This window comes from Agreia sp. Leaf210 (assembly GCF_001421485.1).
GTDB lineage: Bacteria > Actinomycetota > Actinomycetes > Actinomycetales > Microbacteriaceae > Agreia.
On record NZ_LMKK01000002.1, the window covers coordinates 495,416 to 518,620 of the forward strand.

Here is a 23,205-nt window from a genome sequence, read left to right on the forward strand (position 1 = left end):
CCGCGGCTGCTCTACCCGCGAGTGACGCCGGCCCGGCTCGCACGCCGAGCTCCGCCGATGCGGATCCCGATTCCCGCGAGCAGAAGCGCGATCACCGCGGCCACCAGGGGTGCGAGGTCGAATCCGGTCGCCGCCAAAGAGCCGTTGCCGCCGGGAGCCGCCGGAACAGCGCCCGGAGGTGCAGGCTGCGTCGGATCGGGCTCGGTCACGACCGGGTCGACGGCCAGCTCGAACACCCGCACGTAGTCGAAGCTCGTGGTGAAGCCCGCCCCCGCCATCGAGAAGAGCGCGATGCGCGGAGCCGCGGCCTCCTCGAGGGGAGTCGTCCAGGTTCCGGCCTCGTCCCAGCTCAGGCCGTCGAGGCTCGTGAACGCGGTGTAGAGGTTCTCCGTGTCGCTGTGCTCGCGGACGAGACGCAGGAAGGTCTCCTCACCGACCGGGCCGCCCACCGTGTTGCCGTAGGCGGGATTTCCCGGTTCGCTCCGCTTGCCGAACTCGGTCTGCCGGGTCTCCCAGATCGAGGTGACCCCGAGCTTGATGTAGTGCCCGTCGTCGGTGTAGGCCAAGAGGCCGCCCTGCACGAAGTTCTGGCAGCAGCCGTCTTCTGGAACGTCGAGCGACAGCTTCGTGTCGACGACGTAGTCGCCTTCGGGCGCGGCCTCGGTCACGATGCCCGCGGGGTTCTCTCCGAGGTTCAGGTCGGCCTGCTGCGTCTTCCACGAGAAGCGTCCGTCGGCGACGGTGTGGCCGGCGGCGTCGGGCTCGCGGATCCAGCTCCACTGCTCGCCGAGCCCGGTTCCGTCGAACTCGTCGCTGAGGGCCGGAATGGCGGCTCCGGGCTGGGGGACGTCGGCCTGCACCGGTGTGTAGCCGACGGGCTGTCCGGGCTGGGTCACGGGAGCGGGCTGGGGGGAGTCGGATGGGCCTTCGCCGCCTCGGGTCACAGGCCAACCGTCGATCCAGTCCAGCGGATCCATCAGCACGGGACGCTTGGTGTAGCTGCCGTCGAGGAACCACGGGTCGGTGCGGTCGACCGCGTGATAGAAGATCCATTGCTGGCCCGACAGGTCGGTCACGACCGAGTTGTGCCCGGTTCCGATCCAACGATTGCCGTTCTGGTGCAGCACCGGGGTGCCTCCCACACGGCCGTCGAGCAGCGAGGTGCCGGTGCGGTCGAGGAACGGCCCGGCCGGACTCTCGGAGCGGCCCGCGAAGACGGAGTAGGCGGTCAGCGGTCCGTTGCAGCAGTTCGTGGCCGAGGCGAGCAGGTAGTACCAGCCGTCGCGCTTCACGATGTTGACGCCCTCGTAGCGGTTCGAGATCGCGATCTCGGTCTGGCTGGCCGGGTCTGAGGTCAGGCCGTCGGCGGAGAGGGTGCGCACTGAGATTCCGCCGAAGTAGCTGCCGTAGTAGATGTAGGCAGTGTCACCGTCGACGAGCACCTCGGGGTCGAAGGTCCAGCGCGCGCTGGTCGAGGCCGGGTCCGCCGGAGGGGCCTGCGCTTCGACGACGGGGGCGCCGGAGTCGGTCCACGGGCCTGCCAAGCTCGGACTCGTGGCCACGCCGATGGCCGCACGCTTGTGCTCCGGGTCCGTATCCGGGTTGGCAGCGGTGTTCGTCGCCGTGTAGTACAGGTGGTAGCTGCCGTTCAGGAACACCACGTCGGGAGCCCACATGTCGCCGTTGCCGATCCATGCCGGCCTCGTGTTCAGAGCTTCGCCCTGGAACTCCCAGTCGACGAGGTTCGTCGAGCGGTAGCTCGGGATGCTGTAAAAGCGAGGCTCGCCCGACTCGTCGGTCTCTCCGGTGACCAGCGCGTCGCGGGTGCAGAAGAGGTACCAGGCGTCGTCGCCCGGGGTCTCGGAGCGGATCACATCCGGATCGGCGCACTGTTCGGCGCTGACTCCGTTCGGCAGCTGGAGGTTGAGCGGGTTGCTGTATGTGGCAACGGACGGGTCGGGCTCAGGCGCCGCGAATGCGGGGGTCGCACTCGCGACCACGGCGAGCGCCGCGATCAGCGCGCCCGTTCTGAACAGCTTCTTCATGGGTCCTCTTCGTTGAGTCGGTGTGCGGAATGGCAAGAAGATCAGGGTTCGACGACGGGCCTGTCGCCGGGCCACTCGAGCTCCGAGACGGACATGCCTCGGTAGGAGAAGGCGGGATCCCAGGAGTGGTAGACGATCCGGTCGCGTCCATCGGGCGCGACCACGACGTCCTGCCCTCCGGGGCCCAGCGCCCGAGATCCGCTCATCGCGGTCGTGAAGAGCGGCTCGTCGGCCTTCGTGTAGGGCCCGGCGACGGATGGGGCGAGCGCGTAGCCCATGGCGTACTCCTCACCCCCGTAGTCGTTCGCGGAGTAGAACAGCGCGTACTCGTCGCCGTGGCGCACGATCACCGGCGCTTCCACGAGTTGGCCCTCCCACTCCTCGGTCTGCTTGACGAGGTCGACGGGCTCGCCGACCACCGAGAGGCCGTCGGCAGTGAGCGTCGACAGTCGGAGCCAGGTGTCGAGGCCGCAGCAGTTTCCATCGTTCTTCCAGGCGAGGTATCTGCTGCCGTCATCGTCGACGAAGCTGCTCGCGTCGATGGCCCCGCCCTCCTCGAGCGGGCAGATCAGGGGCTCGACCGCATCCGACACGAACGGACCGGTCGGAGCAGACGACACGGCCACGCCGACGCACTGCCGGCCCGATGAGCTCTCCTGCGCGGTGAAGTACAAGGCGAAGCGCCCATCCGGGAGCGGCGTGACGTCGGGCGCCCACGTACGTCCCGTGTCGGCCCAGGCGGGAAGGTCGGGAAAGACGTCGTCACGCGACACGTCCCACGTCTCGAGGTCGGACGACGTCGCGTACTGCACGTTCACAGCCGGAGTATTGGTGGCGTAGGCGTAGTACGTGCCGTCGAACGCGATCACGTCGGGATCCGGGAAGTCCTCGTCGATGACGAAGGCCGCCTGCGGCTCGGCGGAGCCGCCGTCCGATGCGTCCCCATCGCTGCCGCCCGGCGCGCATCCGGTCAGCGCAAGAAGCCCGATCGCGAGGAACGCGAGCGACGGCGCCGTCCGGGGGCATGTCATCCCTTGACCGCCGAGCTCGCCACCGACTCGACGATCTGCTTCTGGGCGATGCCGAAGAGGATGAGCACGGGCACCGAAGCGATCACGGCACCGGCCATCACGATGCTGAAATGGGTGGAATACGCGCCCTGCAACTGCGACAGGCCGGGCTGGAGAGTGAGATTCTCTGGGCTCAGCAGCACGTAGATGGGCCAGAGGAAGTCGTTCCAATTCGCGAGAAAGCTCAGGATGGCGAGGGTCGCCAACGCCGGGCGGGAGAGCGGCAGCACGATCTGCGCGAAGATGCGGAAGTCACCGGCCCCGTCGATACGCGCGGCCTCCTCGATCTCGGAGGGAAGGCCGATGAAAAACTGGCGCAGGAAGAAGATTCCGAACGCGCCCGCCGCCCCCGGCACCGTGATCGCCCAGATCGTGTCGAGCCAGCCCAGGTTCTGAACGATCAGGTAGTTGGGGATGAGGAAGATGACCGGCGGAACGAGGAGCGTTCCGATGATCACGCCGAACACGATCTTCTTGCCGCGGAACTCGAGCCGGGCGAGAGCATAGGCGCCGAGCGACGCCGTGACCAGAATGAGGACGGTCTGCAGCGTGGCGGCGGCGAAGCTGTTCAGCAGCCAGAGGAAGATCGGCTGCTGCCCACCCGCCAACGTGCCGTAGGCCTCCGTGGACACCGGATCGGGCACGATGCCGTAGGGGTTCGAGATCACATCGCCGTCGGTCTTGAACGACGTGATCAGAATCCAGACGAGGGGAAGGATGATGGCCAGGGCCACGAAGACCAGCACGGCATAGAGCCCTGCGGTACGAGCTGCGATGCCGCGCGGCCGGCGTCGTGGCGGCGGCGGGGTCGTGACGCGCTCCGACGACACCGTCGCGGCGGACATTGTTGCGGATGACATCTGCTGTCCTTAATCTGTCTTCTCGCGCTGGAGGCGGAAGTTGATGACACTGATGATGGCGAGGAAGGCGAACAGGATGTAGCTCATCGCAGCAGCCGGAGCCATGTTGTTCTGCGAAAGCCCCTGGTCTGAGATGTACATGATCGCTGTGCGCGTGGTGTTGGCCGGCCCACCCTTGGTGAGGATGTAGGACTGCCCGAACATGTTCGCCGAGGCGAGGATGGTGGTCGTGCTGACGAAGAGCATCACCGGGCGCAGGCCCGGCAAGGTCACGCTCCAGAACTTGCGGAACACACCGGCGCCGTCGAGCGCGGCAGCCTCGTACAGATCGGGATTGATGGCCTTGAGCCCGGCGAGCAGGATCACGGCGTTGAAGCCGAGGGTCCACCACACCGTGACGAGGACCAGCGAGACCCAGGCCCACGGCACGTCGACCGTCCAGGGGATGTCGGTCGGCAGGCCGAAGAGCCCGAGGATGTGGTTCAACATGCCCGACTGGGTGTCGAGCAGGTACTTCCAGATGACCCCGATCACGGCGACGCCGAGAACGTAGGGCGCGAAGAAGATGGCCCGGAAGACCGTGCCGCCACGGATGTTGTTGTTCAACAGGATCGCGATGAGCAACGGGATGATGAGCAGGCAGGGCACGCTCAGCACCGTGAAGATACCGGTCGCGCCCATGCTCTGCCAGAAGTCGCCGAACGTGATCGACCCCGGTGTGAACAGGTCGATGTAGTTCTGCAACCCGATGAAGCTCTGCGTGTCCTTGAACGGACTCCAGTCGGTGACGCTGATCCACAGGCCGAAGATCGACGGGAAGACCACGAAGACGCCGAAGAGCACCAGGAAGGGAAGCAGGAAGAGGTAGGCGGTGCCCGTGTGCAGAGCGACCCCCGTCTTCGAGACGCGCTGGCGCCTCGAAGACGGGAGCGGCCGGATGGCGAGATTAGTCACCGTACTTGGCTGCGTTCTGCTTGAGGATCTCGTTCGCCTGCTTGGCCGCGTCGTCGAGTGCCTCCTTGGGCTCCTTCTTGCCCGTGACCGCCTCGTTCAGGGCCGTCGTGATGAGCGCGTTCGCGGCGGTGATGCCGGGTGCGCTCGTCTCGTAGTGGGCGTAGGGGAGCGATTCGATGAACGGCTTCAGGTTGGGGTACGTCTCGACCAGTGACGGGTCGTTGCGCACCTCGTTCGCGGCGGGAAGCTCACCGGTCTCCGCCCAGCCCGCCGAGTTCTCGTTCATCCACTTGACGAAGGTCGCAGCGGCGGCGGTCTTGTTCTTGTCCTGGCCCTTGTTGTTCAGGAACATCCAGTGAGTCGAGCTCGACCACACGGCCTTCTCTGTGCCGATCTGGGGAACAGGGGCCACGGTCCAGTCGATCTCGTTGAACGATTCGTTCGTGGTCTGCCATACGCCGTTCCAGTTGTACGCCGTCTGCCCGGCCAGGAGGCCCTTGATGTTGCCGTCCTGAGCGACGTTCGGCGGGCTGTATCCCTTGTCGATGAGGTCGACCATGTGGGTCAGCGCCTGCACGCCGGCATCGGAGTTGAACGTGGCCTCGGTCACGTCGTCGTTGTAGAGGTCGCCGCCGAACTGCCAGAGCAGCGACTCGAACTCGAAGGTTCCGGTGAAGACGTAGCCGTCGACCCATTCACCCGCGACCCCGGCCGCCTTGAGGGCCTCGAGAGCCTTCATGTAGGAGTCTTTGTCGGCCGGAACGGTAGCCGGATCGATGCCGGCAGCCCTGAGCACGTCGTTGTTGACGTAGAGGCCCATCGGCGTCACGCTCCACGGGATTCCGTATTGTGCGCCCTTGTAAGCACCGGCATCCATGAGGCCTTCGGGGAAGTCGTCCGCCGAGTAGCCGAGCTCGTCGACGATATCGTCGGCAGGCAGCAGGAGTCCCTGCGCCGCGTACGTGGCGACGTCGTCGCCGTGGGCGACCGCGACATCCGGCCCCTTGCCCGCCTTGACCGCGAGGGGCAGCTTCTTCGAGATGTCTCCCCATTCCTGGGGAACGTTCTTCACCTCGATGTTGTCGTGCTCGGAGTTGAACTTGTCGACCAGCTTCGGAACGAGCACGGGGGCTGCGCCACCGGTCCACCCGTTCCAGAACGTGATCGACACCTTGGGACCGGTGTAGTCCTCACCGGGTACGGCGTTGCCGCCCGCACCCGCGCCACCGCCGGAACAACCTGCCAGTGCGATGCCCACGCCCAGCGCGAGCGTTGCTGCGATCGCCCTGCGTGCGATGCCCTTCTTCATAAGACTCTCCTTCGAGTTTTCATCGCCCGATCGGGCGAGACAAGGGTGTGCAGTCTCGTCAGGTGTGGAGGATCCAGGGATCGGACGAAGACTTCTGGATGAACTTACAGCGCTGGAAGTTTGCGGTCAAGGGGGGTCGTTCGTACAGCGACGCAATCGTGATCGGGTCGTGACCACTACGATCAGAGATCACGGAAGCCGACACCGCAGCAACGTGGATGCCGTTCGATCCGCAGGAGGAACAATGGCTGGAGTCCGACTACAGGACGTCGCCGACCACGCCGGCGTCTCGATGAAGACCGTGTCGAATGTGGTGCACAAGCACCCGCACGTCTCGCATGCCATGCGCGAGCGGGTGCAGCGCGCCATCGACGAGCTCGGATACAGACCGAACGCACTGGGCAGGCAGCTCGCGACCGGGCGCACAGGCCTGCTCGCCCTCGCCTTCGCCGATGTGCGACTCCCCTACTTCTCCGAACTCGCCAACCTCGTATCGCGAGCCGCCGCCGAGACCCGACCCGGCTATCGACTGCTTCTGGAGGAGACGGAGGGAACTCTCGACGGCGAGCGCGCCGTGCTCTCCGCCACAGAGGCGGGCCTCGTCGACGGCATGCTCTTCCAGCCGTCGCAGATCTCGTCACGCGAGATCGCCGAGCGACACGGAGACCTTCCCATGGTGCTTCTCGGCGAGGGTCCTGCGCCGCTCAGCATGGATCGCGTCATGATCGACAACGTCTCGGCCGCGGCCGCAGCCACCCGCCACATCGTCGCTCTCGGGCGCCGCCGCATCGCTTTTCTCGGCCACGAGGCCCAGTCCCTCTCGTCGACATCGCGCCTGCGGATCGTCGGCTATCAAGAGGGTCTGGAGCAATCCGGCCTCGCTGCCGACCCCGAGTTGCTGATCTCCAGCAGCGAGATCACCCCGGCGGCATCGGCAGCCTCGCTCGGCGAAGCCCTCGACCGCGGCCTCGAGATCGACGGCGTCGTCTGCCGCGACGACCTCGCCGCCATGGGTGCCCTCCGAGCATTGCACGAACGGGGCATCCGGGTTCCCGACGACGTCGCGATCATCGGATGGGACAACATCTCGTTCACGGCCACCAGCTTTCCGAGCCTCAGTTCGATCGCCCCCGACCTCGACGAACTCGCCCGAGTCGCGCTCGAGATGCTCGAGGAGCGCATCGCCGGCTTCGACGGGCTCGGGCGGCACAGGGTCGTCGACTTTCGACTCGTAGCGCGAGAGAGTGCTCCGCACCCCTCCAACTGAACCGCGACGGCCGTGCCGTCGCACGACTTCGTGTTCCATATTTACAGCGCAGTAAATTTGGTGTCATGATGAACCCATGAGCAGCGACGCCCCCTCCCCCGCCGAGCCCGATTTCCGTGCGAGCAGGCAGAACGGTGATTACCCACGGCCTCAGCTGGTGCGCTCCGAGTGGCGGGAGCTCGACGGGCCGTGGCGATTCGCCTTCGACGACGACGATCGAGGCCTGGCCGAGCGATGGCATCTGGCCGCGGACTTCGACCGCACCATCATCGTGCCCTTCCCCTTCGAGTCCGACGCGTCGGGCATCGCCGACACCGGTTTCCACCGCGTCGTCTGGTACTCGCGCACGCTGACCGACGCCGATTTGACGGCGGCAGGCTACGGTGGCGCGCAGCGCTCAGCCGATACACGACTCCTCCTCCATCTCGGCGCTGTCGACTACCGGGCGATGGTGTGGCTCGACGGGGTCTTTCTGGGTTCCCACGAGGGCGGGCAGACGCCGTTCTCGTTCGACGTCACGACGGCGATCGACGAGGCGGCGACGGAGCATACGATCGTGGTCCGCGCCGAAGATGATCCCGCCGATGTCGCCCAACCGCGGGGCAAGCAGGATTGGCGGCTCGACCCCCACTCGATCTGGTACCACCGCACCACCGGCATCTGGCAGCCGGTCTGGCTCGAGGCCGCCCCCGCGGCCGGAGTGCGACTCCTGCACTTCACGCCCGACGTCCCCGCCGGCACTGTCTCGGTGCGCGTCGACCTCGGCCGCGAGCCGCAGCCCGGCAGCACGGTCGAGATCCGTCTCGACTACGAGGGAAAGCTCGTCGGCCAGCTCACCCTGCCGGCTTCCGCGAGCACCCGCGGGGTGATCGAGGTGACCCCTCAGCGCAACGGACAGGCATACGAAGAACTCCTCTGGTCGCCCGAGAACCCTCGCCTCATCGATGCCACCGTGATCGTGCGAACGCCGCTCGGCGACGCGGTCGACACCGTGGCCTCCTATCTCGGACTCCGCTCGGCGACATGGGGAGGGGGCCGATTCCTTCTCAACAACCGGCCCTACTACGTGCGGTCCGTGCTCAACCAGGGCTACTGGCCCGAGTCGCACCTGGCGAGCCCCACCCCAGACGCGTTGCGCGCCGACATCGTGCTGACCAAGGAACTCGGGTTCAACGCGACCCGCCTGCACCAGAAGATCGAGGATCCCCGGTTCCTCTATTGGGCCGACCGACTGGGGCTGCTCGTCTGGGCAGAGACCCCCGGCGCCTTCGAGTTCTCGCCCGTCGCGGCCACGCGCCTGCTGGCCGAGTGGACGGCCGTCATCGAGCGCGACCTGTCGCATCCATCGATCGTCACCTGGGTGCCGCTCAATGAGAGCTGGGGCGTGCAGCACATCGAGCACGACCCGGCGATGCGCGCCTTCGCGCGCGCACTCGTGGAGGTCACCCGCACCCTCGACGGTTCGCGACCCGTCATCTCGAACGACGGCTGGGAGCACGTCGACTCCGACATCATCACCGTGCACGACTACGAGTCGTCGGGGGTCGTCCTCGAGAAGCGCTACGCCGACGACGACGCGAAGCGACGGCTGCTCGACGGCTTCGGCCCCGCGGGTCGGCGCATCCTGCTCGACGGCCAGCAGACCGGCGATCGCCCCGTGATGCTCACCGAGTTCGGCGGCATCTCCTTCGCCACCCGCTACGCAGACACGGATGCCTGGGGCTATTCCCACGCGGCCGGTCCCGATGATTTCGTGGCCCGCCTACACGCGGTCGTGGATGCGCTGGCCGACAGCACCTTCCTCGCCGGCTACTGCTACACCCAGCTCGCCGACACCCTGCAGGAGACGAATGGACTGCTCTCGGACGATCGCGTTCCGAAGGCGCCGATAGACGTTCTGCGCGCGATCTTCGCGGGTGGCGACCCCCGGGCCTAGCGAGGGGCACCCGCCTTCGTCGCTCCCGTACAATGGGGGACGGCCTATTTCTCTACAGCGTCTGGAGCCCGCCCGGTATGTGCGGCATCGTCGGTATCGTCTCGTCCGGTCCGGTCAATCAACAGGTGTACGACAGCCTCCTTCTGCTTCAGCACCGCGGACAGGACTCGACCGGCATCGCTACCGCCGACGGGTCGACGTTCCACATCGTCAAGGCCAAGGGGCAGGTGCGAGAAGCGTTCCGCACCCGCGACATGCGGTCGCTGCTCGGCAATGTGGGTCTGGGGCATGTGCGCTACGCCACGAAGGGTGTCGCGGGCAACGAGCAGGAGGCGCAGCCGTTCTACGTGAACGCGCCCTACGGCATCGTGCTCATCCACAACGGCAATCTCACCAATACCCGCGAGCTCAATCAGGAGCTCTTCCACATCGATCGCCGCCACCTGAACACGTCGAGCGACACCGAGCTGCTGCTCAATGTTCTGGCGACCGAGCTGCAGGGTCAGGTGTCGGGCCTCGACCTCGAGCCGGATCAGGTCTTCGATGCCGTCGCCAACGTGCACGAGCGCATCGAGGGCTCCTACGCGGTGATCTCGATCATCGCGGGTCATGGACTGCTGGCCTTCCGCGATCCGTTCGGCATCCGCCCCCTGGTACTCGGCAAGCGCAGCGACGCCAACGCGCTGGCGGGAGTGCAGCGCGACGAATGGGTCGTCGCCAGCGAATCCTTGGTGCTCGAGGCATCCGGCTACGAGGTCGTGCGCGAGGTCGCGCCCGGCGAGGCCATCTTCATCACGCAGAACGGCGAGATGTACTCCCGCCAGTGCGCGAAGAACCCCGTTCTCGTGCCCTGCTCGTTCGAGTACGTCTACCTCGCCCGACCCGACAGCGTCATGAACGGCATCTCGGTCTACGAGGCTCGGCTCCGGCTCGGCAATCGGCTGGCCACGACCATCGCCGATCTCACCCCGATGGGCGACATCGACGTCGTCATGCCTATCCCCGACTCGTCACGCCCTGCCGCGATGCAGGTCGCCCAGAAGCTCGGCGTCGAGTACCGCGAGGGGTTCTACAAGAACCGCTACGTGGGGCGCACCTTCATCATGCCCGGGCAGGCCGAGCGCAAGAAGAGCGTCAGGCAGAAGCTGAACGCCATGTCGACGGAGTTCAAGGGCAAGAACATCCTCATCGTCGACGACTCGATCGTGCGCGGTACGACCTCGAAGGAGATCGTCGAGATGGCCCGGGCAGCCGGCGCCAACAAGGTGACGTTCACCTCGGCCGCTCCCCCGGTGCGCTTCCCGCACGTCTACGGCATCAACATGCCCTCGCGAGAAGAGTTGATCGCCCACGGCCGCAGTTTTCCCGAGATCGCGAGGGAGCTCGGCGCCGACCACCTCATCTACCAGGAGATCTCCGACATGGAGAGCGCCATCCTCGAGGGAAGCGACGTGAAGAACCTCGAGATGAGCTGCTTCACCGGCGAGTACGTCACCGGCACGGTCAGCCCCGAGTACCTCGCCTGGGTCGAAGCGACTCAGCACTCGTAGAACGAGTTCGAGAACGACGAAGGCCCGGGGCGAGAACCCCGGGCCTTCGTCGTGACACCTCTGATCTTACGAAGTCGACCTCGCCGCACGACGGCGGCGCAGCGTCAGCAGCGCGCCCGCCGCGAGCAGGAGGCCCGCCCCGAGAAGCGGCAGCGTCGCATCCATGCCCGTGGCCGCCAAGCCTGTCGGTGATGCACCGGCCGAACCTGCGGGGTCGACGACCGAGACCGTGCCGTCGGCTGCAACGACGATCGTGCGGTAGCCGATCACCGTTCCATCCCGATCCTGGATGACGAGGCGGTGAGTGCCTGTCGGGACGTTGCTGATCGTGACCGAGAACGAACCCGACTCATCGGCCTGGAACCAGCCCAGTCGCACCGGATCGGAGAAGATCGACACGTAGTACCAGTCGCCCGGTGTGAGCCCGGAGACCGTCACCGCCTGTCCGTTCGTCGCGCTGCCCGTGCTCAGACTGAAGGCATCGGTTTCGGTGGCCGGAAGCGACTCGGCCGATGGCAGCGCAGGCTCAGTGGTCGGCTTCGGCAGCGGGGTGGTCATGACGTTCGACGCTTGCGACTCGGCCGACGAACCCACGGCGTTGATCGCCTTGACCGTTGCCGTGTAGTCGGTGTCGGTCTTCAGTCCCGCGAAGCCGACCGAGGTCGTCGCAGCGTCGACCGAGGCGGAGTCCGCCTTCGTGCCGTCGGCGTAGAGAGTCACCTCGTAGCCGGTGACGGGTGTTCCACCATCGACGGCGGGCGGAGCCCATGAGGCCGTCACGGCGGAGAAGCCATCGGCCGCAAGTGTCGGCGCGGCCGGCGCATCCGGAGCCACGAACGGAATCTCACCCGCGGTCGTGACCGGAAGCGACACGGACTTGCCCGTGGTCGGGAGCACGAAGCTCACGACGTGGTCGCCGTTTCGGGTGAGCTTCGGAACCGTGACCTCGACTGTTGCGGTGCCCTGCTCATCGAAGGTGTCGACGATGGCCGGGTTGATCGGCGCCGTGGCGATCTCGACGCCGTCGAACTGCACCGACACCGTCGAGTCCTGAACCGGAGCGCCCGAGAGAACGAGGGAACTGAGGGCGAACGAGAACGTGGTCTCGGGCGCGACCGTTCCGAGGTCGATCGGTGTTCCGGGGGTCGTTGCCGGCGACGTCAGAGTCACGCCGATCGAGCGAGATCCGTAGTCGGGCGTGAGCGGGGAGTTCGCGCCGATGTATTGCTTGAACGCGTCGAGATCGACGCGTCCCGTGTCGGTCTTAGCTGCCCCGAGAGCCAGTTCTTTGAAGTTGTCACCGCCTCCGGCGAGGAAGCTGTTGGTCACGACCTGGAAGGAGTCGGTGTCGCTCACCACGGCGCCGTTGTAACGGATCTCGGTCACATGCGAGCCTGTGGCAGCCGAGGGGTCGTAGGTGTAGCTCAGCGCCTTGTTGATTCCGAGCTTCAAGAACGGTCGAGACTGGCCTGGCTGCCACTGCTGCTCGAGCACGGTCTTGACCTGCGCGCCGGTGAGGGTCTGCGTGAACAGGCTGTTGGCGAACGGTTGAACGGTGGCCGACTCCTCATAGGTGACGACGCCGTCTGGCGCGACCGCGATGTCGGCGCGAAGACCGCCCGGATTCATGAACGCGAGCTGCGTTCCCAGGTCTCGTGTCGCCCAGAGCTGACCATCGGCCACGATGTTACCGAGGGTCGACTCGCCGCCCCGGTTCTCTTTGCCGTCGGTCTGTACCGCACGCTTGAAGTCGGCCGAGATCGATCCCACGGGTTGCAGACCGATGACGCTGGAGCGCTGCTTGGCGTCGGCGACGATAGCCGCGACGGTCGGATCCTGCGCGTAGCTCGCGACCGCCTTGACCACGAGCGGAATCGTCTCCGCCTTCGATGAGGAGATGGCCTTGCTGGTCGGGTTGACCTGGAAGTTAAAGTGGCCCAGGTTCGTTCCGTAACTGGCCGTCTGCAGAACCGGCAGCGTTTTCGAGCCGACCGTCACGTTCTGTGCGTAGAGATTGTGAGTGTGGGCAGACGCGATCGCATCGACGCTCGGTGCTGTGCCGGTCACGATCTTGCCGAAGACGGTGCTCGTGTCGGTCAGATTCGCCGTCGCGGAGGCTGCTCCCTCGTGCAGCAGCAGCACGAGGACATCGGCCTCACCGTTCTCGCCGTCGTCGATGCCGTCTTTCAGTTCGGCCGCAGCAGCGTTGACACTCTCGACGATCCCCGCGACTTTGAGGGTGTTGATGCCGTCGGGGTTCACCAGCGTGGGCAGGTCCTCGGTGACAGCACCGATGAAACCGACCTTGACTCCGTCGAACGTCTGAACGTTGTAGGGCGCGTAAGCATGCTCACCCGTGGCCGTGTCGAAGAGGTTGGCCGAGATGTACGGAAAGTTCGACCTGTCCGAGATCCGACCGTCGACATCGGACCTGCCGTGGTCGAACTCATGGTTGCCGAGCGACGTGACACTCACGCCGATCTGGTTCAGCACGTCGATCGTGGGCTCGTCGTTCAATGCCTGAGAGATGAAGGGCGAGCCGCTGATGTTGTCGCCCGCCGACACGAGGGTCGTGTTGGGGTTGGCGGCCCGGAACGACGCGACGGCCGTGGCGATCGATGCCGCTCCGGCCTCTCCGCTCGAAAGGTTCTGCTCGAGGTGCCCGTGGAAATCGTTGATGGTGTAGACGTCGATCGAGACGTCGCCGGGGGCCGCGGAGGCAGGCAGCGCGCCCAGACCGATCAGGGCCACGGTTGCGGAGGTGAACAGGGCGGCGGCGCGCGCAGCGCGCCTCCGATTGATAGATGACTGCATAGAGGTGACGTACTCCAAGGTGGATTCGGGGACGATTCCCACTCAATCCGAAGCTTGGAACTCCGTCAACCGAATCTCCGCCCGTAACCAGATGTTCACACAGCGCGCGATTACTTGTAGCTACAAGGAATAGATCGCGCGACGGTGGCGTTGTCACCCGCATGAACACACGTGACGATCTGCTGTCAGCCCAGACCGGAATGGGAGCGGTGACCCTGCGCGTCGGCGATCTCGACGCCATGATCGCCTACTACCGCGACGCCGTGACGCTCGAGCTGCAGAGCCAGGAGGGCGATGTGGCCGTGCTCGGCCGCGGCGGTGTACCGGTCGTCATTCTGCAGCACGCGCCCGAGCTGAAGCACGCCGCGCCTCGATCTGCGGGGCTCTACCACACGGCCATCCTGTTCGAGTCGGAACCGGCGCTCGCCGCTGCCCTGTATTCGATGGCGCGCCGCGCTCCCGGATTGTTCACCGGAAGCGCCGATCATCTCGTATCGAAGGCCTTCTACTTCACCGACCCTGAGGGCAACGGCGTCGAGCTCTACTGGGATCGTGCCCGCACCGAGTGGAGCTGGGCGCACGGGCAGATCGAGATGGGCACCGCCTACCTCGACCCGAACGACTTTCTGCAGCAACACGTCACGCCCGAGCTGGTCGAGAATCCCCGGCTCGGTGGCACGACGGTCGGGCACGTGCACCTCTCGGTGGGCGACGTGGCCACGGCCAAGGAGTTCTACGTCGACCGTCTGGGGTTCGAGACCACGACCGCGTTCGGCGACTCCGCCCTCTTCGTCTCGGCAGGTGGCTACCACCACCACATGGCGATGAACGTCTGGGAGTCGAAGGGGGCCGGGCGTCGACCGCTGGCCCTCGGGCTCGGGCTCGTCGAGATCGCGGTACCCACGGCAGACGAAGTCGGGCGGGTCGGTGAGCGGCTCGGGCACTACGGGCTGCAGACCCGCAACGACGGTCGCTCGCTCATGGTCTCCGACCCCTGGGACAACCAGATCAAGATCGTCGCGGCGGGTACGACGCCGGTCGCGTAGCCCTCGAGGACTACGACCCGTGGCGTGCCACGAGTTCTCTCTTCAGCACTTTGCCGCTCGGCCCCATCGGCAGGGCTTCCACCACCGTGACCTCGCGCGGGTACTTGTATGCCGCGACGTGCTCCTCGGCGAACGCCACCAACTCGGCACCCGTCACGCTCGCGCCGGCGACGAGCACAACGGCCGCCACCACCTCCTGGCCGTGAACCTCGTGCGGAACGCCGTAGACCGCGGCCATCGACACCTCCGGATGCCCCGCCAACACCTCTTCGACCTCGCGGGGGTACACGTTGTAGCCGTTGCGCAGGATCATGTCCTTCTTGCGATCGAGAATGCGCAGGTACCCATCGTCGTCCTTCGTTCCGAGGTCGCCCGTACGGAACCAGCCGTCGACGACCGCGCGTGCCGTGTCCTCCTGTCGATGCAGGTATCCCTTCATCAGGTTGTGCCCCCTGATCACGAGTTCGCCGAGCTCGCCTCGAGCGAGCAGCTCGATCGCATCGTCGTTGTCGGCCCGGGCGATCTCGACATCCACACCCCAGATCGGCTTGCCGATCGTGCCCGGCCGCGGCGGCACCCCGCGCTGATTGAAGCTCGCCACGGGCGACGTCTCGGTCAACCCGTAGCCCTCGTGGATGTCGGCGCCGAATAGCTGCGTGAACCTGTCGATGATGGCGACGGGAATCGCGGCGCCTCCGGAGACCCCGTAGCGCAGCTTCGTCTCGACGGGCTCCGTGCCGACGGCGGCCAGGATGACCATGTACATGGTCGGCACGCCGAAGAAGATCGTGCAGCGGTGCCGCTTGATCAGCTCTATCGCCCCCGCTCCGTCGAACTTCGGCATCAGCACGATCGTGGCGCCCGCGCGAAAGCCCGTGTTAAGAACACATGTCTGACCGAAGGTGTGGAACAGAGGCAGACACCCGAGCAGCACATCGTCGCTTGTCATATCGAAGGTGTCGAGCAGCAGTGTGCTCGTCTGCTCCACGAGGGCGAAGTGGCTGCCCTCGGCGCCCTTCGGCGAGCCCGTCGTTCCGCTCGTATACAGAATGGTCGCCGTGTCGCTCGGCGCACAGGCCACGTACGTCTCGAGCGGAACCGCCTGCTCTGCGAGGTCTTCGAGGCGGTCGAAACCCACGGCATCCAGCGGCTCGTCGCCCGAGTGCGGCGGCATCATGAGCGAGACCACGTCGACGCCCGCGAGCGCCGCCCCCTTCGCGCCCTCGGCGAGCAGCGGAGCCGAGCAGACGAGCAGCGTGGCGCCACTGTCGCGCAGCACGAAGGCGATCTCCTCGGCCTTGAGCAGCGCGTGGATGGGAACGACGATGCCGCCGAGCGCCAGGACCGCGTAGTAGACGCGGGGAAAGTCGGGCACGTTCGGGATCAGGATGGCGACGGGGGCGCCCCGCTCGACTCCTCGATCGCGTAGAGCCCCGGCGTAGGCGAGCGTCTCCTCCCACAGAGTGGAGTAGCTGATGCTCTCTTCGCCCACGATCAGGGCGGTCTTATCGGGCCGGCGTGCCGCCGTCTCGGCGAGGATGGCGGCGACCGAGACGGTCGCGTATCCCGTCTGCATGTCGGATGCGGCGGCGTGCGCGGGTGCGTTCATCTCGTTCTCCAGTCGTCATTGACCTCAAGACATCGAGGCTACGGCGGGGCGGGCCTGGAACCAAGACCGGCACGCGGGTGTGAAGCCGATGCCCACCGTTTAGACTGGGGGCGAATCCACCCGTCACTTCTCGAAAAGAGTTCTCCGGTGCCCACAATCGTCGTCGAGGTCATGCCCAAGGCCGAACTTCTCGATCCCCAGGGCAAGGCCGTGCTCGGTGCCCTCACCCGCCTCGGGCAGTCGCAGTTCAGCTCGGTTCGCGTCGGCAAGCGCTTCGAGCTCACCGTCGACGGCGAGGTGACCGACGCGGTTCTCTCCGAGGTCAAGACGCTCGCCGACGAGATGCTGTCGAACTCGGTCATCGAAGACGTCGTCGGCATCCACGTCGTGGACACGCCCGCTGGCCCCGCCTCCGTGATCTCCGCCGCCGGGGCATCCGTCTGATGCGCATCGGCGTCGTCACCTTCCCCGGTTCGCTCGACGACCGCGACGCGCAGCGCGCCGTTCGCATCGCCGGCGCCGAGCCCGTCGCCCTCTGGCACGGCACCCACGACCTCGACGGCGTCGACGCCATCGTGCTTCCCGGGGGCTTCAGCTACGGCGACTACCTGCGCTGCGGTGCCATCGCGAGCCACTCGCCGATCATGGCCGAGGTCATCCAGGCCGCAGAGCGCGGCGTGCCCGTGCTCGGTATCTGCAACGGCTTCCAGATGCTCACCGAGGCGCACCTGCTGCCCGGCGGGCTCATCCGCAACGACCACGGCTCGTTCATCTGCCGTGATCAGCGCCTGCGTGTCGAGAACACGTCGACCGCGTGGAGCAACGGCTTCACCGATCGCCAAGAGATCACGATTCCGCTGAAGAACGGCGAAGGCGGCTTCATCGCGTCGGCCGCCGAGCTCGAGCGACTCGAGGGCGAGAACCACGTGGTCTTCCGCTACCTCGACGTGAACCCCAACGGCTCCCTCAACAACATCGCCGGCATCACGAACGCGCGCGGCAACGTGGTCGGCCTCATGCCGCACCCCGAGCACGCGGTCGAGCCCGGCTTCGGCCCCGATACCCCGGATGCAATGCGCTCGGGAGTAGACGGCCTCACCTTCTTCACGTCGGCGCTCGAGGGCCTGCTCGCCCGCGCGTAGTCCACGCGCGCCAGGTGCGGGCATCCATGTCGCCTTCGTGTCAGGAATCGACTCGGCGCAAAACGACTCACACTCACGCAGATGGGTGCTTATTCGACGAGTCGACGCCAGGGTCGGAATCGAGTCGGCGGAGAAGCACCCAAAGGCGCTCTCTTGGGCGCATTCGCGCCGAGTCAAGTGACCCCAGCTCGCGGAGAGGCTCAGACGCGGGGTCAGGCCGCGGGGCTCTTCGCCATCGCGTCTTCGAGGGCGACCCACGCGAGCATGGCGCACTTGACGCGCGCGATGTAGCGGGAGACTCCGCCCAGCACGACGGCGTCGCCGAGCAGGTCTTCGTCACCCTCGAGCGTGCCCTTCGAGCGCATCAGCTCGCGGAAGGCGTCGATGCGCTCCTGCACAGCGGCCCGGTCGAGATCGACGATCACGTCCGACAGCAGCGAGGCGGACGCCTGCGAGATGGCGCAGCCGTGTCCCTCCCAGCTGAGCGACGTGATGGTGTCACCCTCCGAGTGGATGCGCAGGGTCACCTCGTCGCCGCACGTCGGGTTGAGCTGGTGCGACTCGGCCGACCCGCCGTCGCGCAGCCCGTGATTGTGCGGGGTGCGCGAGTGATCCATGATGACCTCCTGGTAGAGGCTCTCCAACGAACTGCTCACAGCTGACTTCCTTGCGGGTAGATGGTCGGCACGACGCCGAAGAATGCGGTGACGCCGCGCACGCCCTCGAGGAACGCGTCGACCTCGGCCGGAGTGTTGTAGAGGTAGGCGCTCGCGCGCGTCGAGGCGGTGACACCGAAGCGGCGATGCAGCGGCTGGGCGCAGTGATGGCCGACGCGCACCGCGATGCCGAGGTCGTCGAGGTACTGACCGACGTCGTGCGCGTGCACCCCCTCGACCACGAAGCTGGCGAGTCCGGCCCGCTCGATGCCCGGGCCGGGGCCCAACACCGTGATTCCGGGAATCGACTCGAGCCCCTCGACGAGACGCTGACCGAGAGCGGCCTCCCAGTCATGGACCCGCTGCATCCCGATCTCGGAGAGGTAGTCGACGGCTGCTCCCAGCGCGATGGTCTGCGATACACGCTGCGTTCCGGCCTCGAAGCGCTGCGGAGCCGGCAGATACTCGGCCTTCTCCAGCGTGACCGTAGTGATCATCGATCCGCCCGTGAGGAAGGGCGGCATGGCGTCGAGCAACTCGCTGCGGCCGTACAGAACCCCGATGCCGGTGGGGCCGAGCATCTTGTGCGCCGAGAACACCGCGAAATCGACGCCCAATGCACCGAGATCGAGCGGGCGATGCGGGGCCGACTGGCAGGCATCCAGAATGACGAGCGCGCCGACGGCGTGCGCCAAGGCCACGAGCCGCTCGACAGGGTTGATCACCCCTGTGACGTTCGAGACGTGAGTGAAAGCGAGAATGCGCGTCTGTGAGCCGATGATGTCTTCGGCGGCCGCCATCTGCAGCTTACCGTCGTCGTCTATGGGGATGACCCGTAAGGTCGCGCCCGTGCGCGCGGCCAGTTCCTGCCACGGAATGAGGTTGGCGTGGTGCTCCATCTCGGTGGTCACGATCTCGTCGCCGGGGCCGAGCGCGAACCGCGACGAGGCGGGCGCACCACGGCCCAGGCTCGCGTTCGAGAAGGCGTAGGCCACGAGGTTGATGCCCTCGGTCGCGTTCGACGTCCACACGATCTCGTTCTCTCGCGCACCGACGAAATCGGCGACACGGGCCCGAGCGTCTTCGAAGCTCTCCGTCGCCTCGGCGGCGAGCGTGTGCGCCCCGCGATGCACGGCCGAGTTGCGCTGCAGCACGTAGTCGCGTTCGGCATCCAGAACCTGCAGCGGCCGCTGCGACGTCGCGCCCGAGTCGAGATAGGCGAGCGGATGCCCGTTCACCGAACGACCGAGGATCGGGAAGTCGGCGCGCAGCCGCTCGACCTCGGCCAAGGTCAGCGGCGCGGGTTCCGCGCCGGGTGCGAGCGAGGATGCGTCGGTGACGGTCATGAAGGCGAGTCAACTTTCACTGGTTCGGGAGGTGGCGCGGGCGAACCCGACGTCTAACGCTACTTCGTCAGAGCAAACCCCGCCCCGGGCCGCGGCATTCCCGGGGCCGATAGGATTGAGGCGCTCACCGCCTGCCCCACTAAGGAGCCTTTTCCGCGTGTCTGAATCCGCTGCCGTCACCTCCGCCCGCGCCGCCGCCGATACCGTGCAGAATGCGATCGACACTCCAGACCGGGAGCAGCCGTACGCGGCGCTCGGCATGAAGCCCGATGAGTACGCCAAGGTACGCGAGATTCTGGGCCGCCGCCCCACCTCGGGCGAGCTCGCCATGTACTCGGTGATGTGGAGTGAGCACTGCTCGTACAAGAGCTCGAAGATCTACCTGCGCCAGTTCGGCGAGAAGGTCACGCCCAAGATGAAGCAGAACCTCATGGTGGGCATGGGCGAGAACGCCGGCGTGGTCGACGTGGGCGAGGGCTGGGCCGTCACCTTCAAGATCGAGAGCCACAACCACCCCAGCTACATCGAGCCGTTCCAGGGTGCCGCCACCGGCGTCGGCGGCATCGTGCGCGACATCATCTCGATGGGTGCGCGACCCGTGGCCGTGATGGATGCGTTGCGCTTCGGCGACATCTCAGACCCCGACACGGCGCGCGTCGTGCACGGCGTGGTCTCGGGCATCTCGTTCTACGGCAACTGCCTCGGCCTGCCGAACATCGGTGGAGAGACCTGGTTCGACCCGGTATATCAGGGCAACCCGCTCGTGAACGCGCTGAGCGTCGGCGTGCTGCGCCACGAAGACCTGCACCTCGCCAACGCGCGCGGCGTGGGCAACAAGGTCGTGCTCTTCGGGGCCCGCACCGGCGGCGACGGCATCGGCGGAGCATCCATTCTCGCGTCTGACACGTTCTCTGCTGGCGGCCCCACCAAGCGCCCCGCAGTTCAGGTGGGCGACCCCTTCGCAGAGAAGGTGCTCATCGAGTGCTGCCTCGAGCTGTTCCGCGAGAAGCTCGTCGAGGGCATCCAAGACCTGGGCGCCGCGGGAATCTCGTGCGCGACCAGCGAACTCGCCTCCAACGGCGACGGCGGCATGTTCATCGAACTCGAGAAGGTGCTGCTGCGCGACCCCTCGCTCACCGCAGAAGAGATTCTGATGTCCGAGAGCCAGGAGCGCATGATGGCCGTCGTGACCCCCGAGAAGCTCGAGGGCTTCTTGAAGGTCGTCGAGAAGTGGGATGTCGAGACCAGCGTTCTCGGCGAGGTCACCGACACGGGCCGCCTGATCATCAACTGGCACGGCGAGGAGATCGTCAATGTCGAGCCGCGCACCGTGGCCGTCGACGGGCCCGTCTACACGCGTCCTGTCGCCTACCCGAGCTGGATCGACGCTCTGCAGGCCGACACCGCTGCCACGCTCCCCCGCGCCACGACATCGGCCGAGCTGCGCGAGCAGCTGCTGCGCCTGCTGGGGTCGCCGAATCTCGCCGACCCGAGCTGGATCACGAACCAGTACGACCGCTACGTGCTCGGAAACACGGCGCTCAGCTTCCCCGACGACGGCGGCATGATCCGCGTCGACGAGGAGTCGGGGCTCGGTTTCGCGATCGCGACGGATGCCAACGGCCGTTATTGCCAGCTCGACCCGTACCAGGGCGCGCAGCTGGCCCTGGCCGAGGCTTACCGCAACGTTGCCGCGACCGGCGCGACCCCCGTCGCCGTCTCCGACTGCCTCAACTTCGGTTCGCCCGAAGACCCCGAGGTCATGTGGCAGTTCTCGAAGGCCGTCGAGGGCCTGGCCGACGGTTGCCTCGAGCTCGAGATCCCCGTCACCGGTGGCAACGTCTCGTTCTACAACCAGACCGGCACCAAGCCGATCCACCCGACGCCGGTGGTCGCCATTCTCGGCGTGATCGACGACGTGGCCAAGCGCATCCCGAGCGGCTGGCAAGACGAGGGCAACAACATCTACCTGCTCGGCACCACGACCGAGGAGTTCGACGGATCGGCCTGGGCCGGCGTCGTGCACGACCACCTCGGTGGACGCCCGCCCGCGGTCTCGCTCGCGAACGAGGCGACCCTGGCCGGCCTGCTCGCCGCGGGAGCCCAGCAGTCGATCATCGCCTCGGCACACGACCTCTCTGACGGCGGACTCGCCACCGCCCTGGTCGAGAGCGTCATGCGCTTCGGTGTGGGCGCTCGCGTCTTCCTCGACGAGCTGATGCTGCGCGACGGGGTCGACATCACGACCGCACTCTTCTCCGAGACCACGGGCCGCGTGCTCGTCAGCGTTCCGCGCGAAGACGACGTGAAGTTCATCGGCCTGTGCGAGGGTCGCGGTTACCCGGTGATCCGGGTCGGCGTGACCGACTCGACAGAGCCCGGCATCAGCATCCAGGGCCAGTTCGACGTGTCGCTCGACGAGCTTCGCGGCACCCACCGGGCAACGCTGCAGCAGCACTTCGGAGACGTCGTCGGTTACTGAGGCTCCGGCCGCATCGACGGCATGGGGAGTTCTCCCCATCGAAGTCGACCGGCCGCGAAGCTAGCCTGAACCGACAACAACACGCTCGAATTCGGCACGGAGGATCACGATGGCACAAGGGTTCTACGGCGCGGATCCGGAACAGCTGCGGGCCCTGGCGAAGCAGTTCTCGTCGGGCTCGAACCAGATCCGCTCGTCGCTCGAGACGGTGTCGTCTCTCGTGAACTCCACGCAGAGCTGGCAGGGCCCCGACGCGAGCGCATTCCAGCAGCGCTGGAACTCTCAGGTCAAGCAGCTGGGCAACACGGTCGTGCACGCCCTCGAGCTCGGTTCGACGACGCTCATCAAGAACGCCGACGAGCAGACCGCCACGAGCCAGGTCGACGGTGGAGCGGGTGGCAGCGGGCCGAGTGGGGCCGGACATTCCGGTCCGAAGTCCCCGGGTAGCGCCGACAGCCCCTGGGATTCGTTTAAAGACGGTTGGGGCATCTATCAGCTCGCCCAGAACGTCGTGAGGGTGCCTCGCGACGTGTACGGCATGAAGTGGCTGATCGATCATGGCAAAGACATCGCCAGCAAATACGAGTGGTCCAGAATTCCTGGACGAAGCGCTCCCTTCAACCTGCTCGACTCCGCGAACGACTTGGTGAGCCTCGACAACCTCAACAAGTACTTCCCCAAGCTCAACATCGCTGACGACGTTCTCGACGCGAGCACCGGACTCTCCAAGCTCACAAACGGAGCCTTGGACTTCGTGGGAAACGGTGGACTCGGAAAAGGCCTGGGCGTGCTGGGCGTCGGCCTCGACGCATACGACGCTGTCAACAGTGCGGCCAAGGGTGAATACGGCGACGCCGCCTGGTCGACGACCAAGGCCGCCTTGGGGGCCGCTTCGTTCCTCCCCCCTCCCGTCGGCACAGTGGCAGCGGTGGCAAGCATCGGAATCGCCGTCTACGAGATCCCTGCCGTGAAGGAGTTCGTCGACAACGGGGCCAAGGCCGTCGCCGACACGGTGTCTAACGCGGTGAAAGACCCCGGCAAGTTCGCGAACGATGTTGCAAACAATCTGAAGGATGCGGGGGAAGGCGTGAAGAACTTCCTCGGTTTGTAAGCTCTAAT

17 protein-coding genes are annotated in these 23,205 nt (G+C 66.4%); 8 read left to right on the forward strand and 9 right to left on the reverse strand.

The window, feature by feature from the left end; translation table 11 throughout:
* Positions 1-11: 11 nt before the first annotated feature.
* From ASE64_RS08385 to ASE64_RS08405, 5 genes are read right to left on the reverse strand one after another with little or no spacing between them, the layout of a single operon-like run.
* Positions 12-2,045 carry a family 43 glycosylhydrolase gene (locus ASE64_RS08385; protein WP_055778704.1) on the reverse strand — a complete coding sequence of 678 codons (2,034 nt, stop codon included), beginning with the start codon at positions 2,043-2,045 and terminating at the stop codon, positions 12-14.
* A gap of 41 nt (positions 2,046-2,086) precedes the next feature.
* Positions 2,087-3,076, reverse strand: coding sequence for a glycoside hydrolase family 43 protein (locus ASE64_RS08390; protein WP_055778706.1), 990 nt, complete (start codon positions 3,074-3,076; stop codon positions 2,087-2,089).
* Positions 3,073-3,975 (reverse strand): carbohydrate ABC transporter permease, encoded by a 903-nt coding sequence (locus ASE64_RS08395; protein ID WP_181035714.1) that lies wholly within the window; start codon positions 3,973-3,975, stop codon positions 3,073-3,075. The genes ASE64_RS08390 and ASE64_RS08395 overlap by 4 nt, the downstream gene beginning before the upstream one ends.
* A gap of 9 nt (positions 3,976-3,984) precedes the next feature.
* A complete protein-coding gene (locus ASE64_RS08400) occupies positions 3,985-4,929 on the reverse strand; it encodes a carbohydrate ABC transporter permease (protein ID WP_055778710.1) in 945 nt (314 codons plus the stop codon).
* A complete protein-coding gene (locus ASE64_RS08405; protein WP_055778712.1) occupies positions 4,922-6,238 on the reverse strand; it encodes an ABC transporter substrate-binding protein in 1,317 nt (438 codons plus the stop codon). Before ASE64_RS08405 ends, ASE64_RS08400 begins: the two co-directional genes overlap by 8 nt.
* 244 nt (positions 6,239-6,482) lie before the next feature.
* Between ASE64_RS08405 and ASE64_RS08410 the strand changes: the two genes are divergently transcribed.
* From ASE64_RS08410 to purF, 3 genes are all read left to right on the forward strand, one after another.
* Positions 6,483-7,505 (forward strand): LacI family DNA-binding transcriptional regulator, encoded by a 1,023-nt coding sequence (locus ASE64_RS08410; RefSeq protein ID WP_082466007.1) that lies wholly within the window; start codon positions 6,483-6,485, stop codon positions 7,503-7,505.
* Positions 7,506-7,581: 76 nt separating this feature from the next.
* The gene (locus ASE64_RS08415) at positions 7,582-9,441 is read left to right on the forward strand and encodes a glycoside hydrolase family 2 protein (RefSeq protein ID WP_055778715.1); all 1,860 of its coding nucleotides are present in this window, start codon (positions 7,582-7,584) and stop codon (positions 9,439-9,441) included.
* A gap of 77 nt (positions 9,442-9,518) precedes the next feature.
* Positions 9,519-10,991: an amidophosphoribosyltransferase gene (purF, locus tag ASE64_RS08420; RefSeq protein ID WP_055778718.1), complete on the forward strand. Its 1,473-nt coding sequence runs from the start codon at positions 9,519-9,521 to the stop codon at positions 10,989-10,991.
* A gap of 66 nt (positions 10,992-11,057) precedes the next feature.
* Here the strand turns inward: purF and ASE64_RS08425 are convergent, their stop codons facing one another.
* On the reverse strand, positions 11,058-13,805 hold the full coding sequence (locus ASE64_RS08425; protein WP_055778721.1) for a 5'-nucleotidase C-terminal domain-containing protein: 2,748 nt from the start codon (positions 13,803-13,805) through the stop codon (positions 11,058-11,060).
* 161 nt (positions 13,806-13,966) lie between these two features.
* Between ASE64_RS08425 and ASE64_RS08430 the strand changes: the two genes are divergently transcribed.
* Positions 13,967-14,851 (forward strand): VOC family protein, encoded by an 885-nt coding sequence (locus tag ASE64_RS08430; protein ID WP_055778724.1) that lies wholly within the window; start codon positions 13,967-13,969, stop codon positions 14,849-14,851.
* 10 nt (positions 14,852-14,861) lie between these two features.
* Here the strand turns inward: ASE64_RS08430 and ASE64_RS08435 are convergent, their stop codons facing one another.
* Entirely contained in the window at positions 14,862-16,460 is a 1,599-nt protein-coding gene (locus ASE64_RS08435; RefSeq protein ID WP_235480542.1) for a long-chain-fatty-acid--CoA ligase, read from the reverse strand.
* 147 nt (positions 16,461-16,607) lie between these two features.
* On the opposite strand from ASE64_RS08435, the gene purS reads away from it, so the two are divergent.
* Together purS and purQ are read left to right on the forward strand one after the other, a co-directional pair.
* The gene (gene purS, locus ASE64_RS08440; protein WP_055778726.1) at positions 16,608-16,904 is read left to right on the forward strand and encodes a phosphoribosylformylglycinamidine synthase subunit PurS; all 297 of its coding nucleotides are present in this window, start codon (positions 16,608-16,610) and stop codon (positions 16,902-16,904) included.
* The gene (gene purQ, locus ASE64_RS08445) at positions 16,904-17,602 is read left to right on the forward strand and encodes a phosphoribosylformylglycinamidine synthase subunit PurQ (protein ID WP_055778730.1); all 699 of its coding nucleotides are present in this window, start codon (positions 16,904-16,906) and stop codon (positions 17,600-17,602) included. Before purS ends, purQ begins: the two co-directional genes overlap by 1 nt.
* Before the next feature lie 212 nt (positions 17,603-17,814).
* Here the strand turns inward: purQ and sufU are convergent, their stop codons facing one another.
* Together sufU and ASE64_RS08455 are read right to left on the reverse strand one after the other, a co-directional pair.
* Entirely contained in the window at positions 17,815-18,258 is a 444-nt protein-coding gene (gene sufU / locus ASE64_RS08450; RefSeq protein ID WP_200920166.1) for a Fe-S cluster assembly sulfur transfer protein SufU, read from the reverse strand.
* Positions 18,255-19,604, reverse strand: coding sequence for a cysteine desulfurase (locus ASE64_RS08455; RefSeq protein WP_055778733.1), 1,350 nt, complete (start codon positions 19,602-19,604; stop codon positions 18,255-18,257). The genes sufU and ASE64_RS08455 overlap by 4 nt, the downstream gene beginning before the upstream one ends.
* 157 nt (positions 19,605-19,761) lie before the next feature.
* Here ASE64_RS08455 and purL point away from each other — a divergent pair, with 157 nt between their 5' ends.
* Together purL and ASE64_RS08465 are read left to right on the forward strand one after the other, a co-directional pair.
* On the forward strand, positions 19,762-22,086 hold the full coding sequence (gene purL, locus ASE64_RS08460; protein ID WP_055778735.1) for a phosphoribosylformylglycinamidine synthase subunit PurL: 2,325 nt from the start codon (positions 19,762-19,764) through the stop codon (positions 22,084-22,086).
* Between the two features lie 109 nt (positions 22,087-22,195).
* On the forward strand, positions 22,196-23,197 hold the full coding sequence (locus tag ASE64_RS08465; protein ID WP_055778738.1) for a WXG100 family type VII secretion target: 1,002 nt from the start codon (positions 22,196-22,198) through the stop codon (positions 23,195-23,197).
* The last annotated feature ends 8 nt before the right edge of the window (positions 23,198-23,205 follow it).

Coding starts and splice junctions, on each gene's coding strand:
- ASE64_RS08430 (WP_055778724.1), top strand. CDS start 13,967: ATGAACACACGTGACGATCTGCTGTCAGCCCAGACCGGAATGGGAGCG.
- ASE64_RS08435 (WP_235480542.1), bottom strand. CDS start 16,460: ATGAACGCACCCGCGCACGCCGCCGCATCCGACATGCAGACGGGATAC.
- ASE64_RS08395 (WP_181035714.1), bottom strand. CDS start 3,975: ATGTCATCCGCAACAATGTCCGCCGCGACGGTGTCGTCGGAGCGCGTC.
- ASE64_RS08455 (WP_055778733.1), bottom strand. CDS start 19,604: ATGACCGTCACCGACGCATCCTCGCTCGCACCCGGCGCGGAACCCGCG.
- ASE64_RS08425 (WP_055778721.1), bottom strand. CDS start 13,805: ATGCAGTCATCTATCAATCGGAGGCGCGCTGCGCGCGCCGCCGCCCTG.
- ASE64_RS08410 (WP_082466007.1), top strand. CDS start 6,483: ATGGCTGGAGTCCGACTACAGGACGTCGCCGACCACGCCGGCGTCTCG.
- ASE64_RS08465 (WP_055778738.1), top strand. CDS start 22,196: ATGGCACAAGGGTTCTACGGCGCGGATCCGGAACAGCTGCGGGCCCTG.
- purF (WP_055778718.1), top strand. CDS start 9,519: ATGTGCGGCATCGTCGGTATCGTCTCGTCCGGTCCGGTCAATCAACAG.
- ASE64_RS08405 (WP_055778712.1), bottom strand. CDS start 6,238: ATGAAGAAGGGCATCGCACGCAGGGCGATCGCAGCAACGCTCGCGCTG.
- ASE64_RS08385 (WP_055778704.1), bottom strand. CDS start 2,045: ATGAAGAAGCTGTTCAGAACGGGCGCGCTGATCGCGGCGCTCGCCGTG.
- ASE64_RS08415 (WP_055778715.1), top strand. CDS start 7,582: ATGAGCAGCGACGCCCCCTCCCCCGCCGAGCCCGATTTCCGTGCGAGC.
- ASE64_RS08390 (WP_055778706.1), bottom strand. CDS start 3,076: ATGACATGCCCCCGGACGGCGCCGTCGCTCGCGTTCCTCGCGATCGGG.
- purQ (WP_055778730.1), top strand. CDS start 16,904: ATGCGCATCGGCGTCGTCACCTTCCCCGGTTCGCTCGACGACCGCGAC.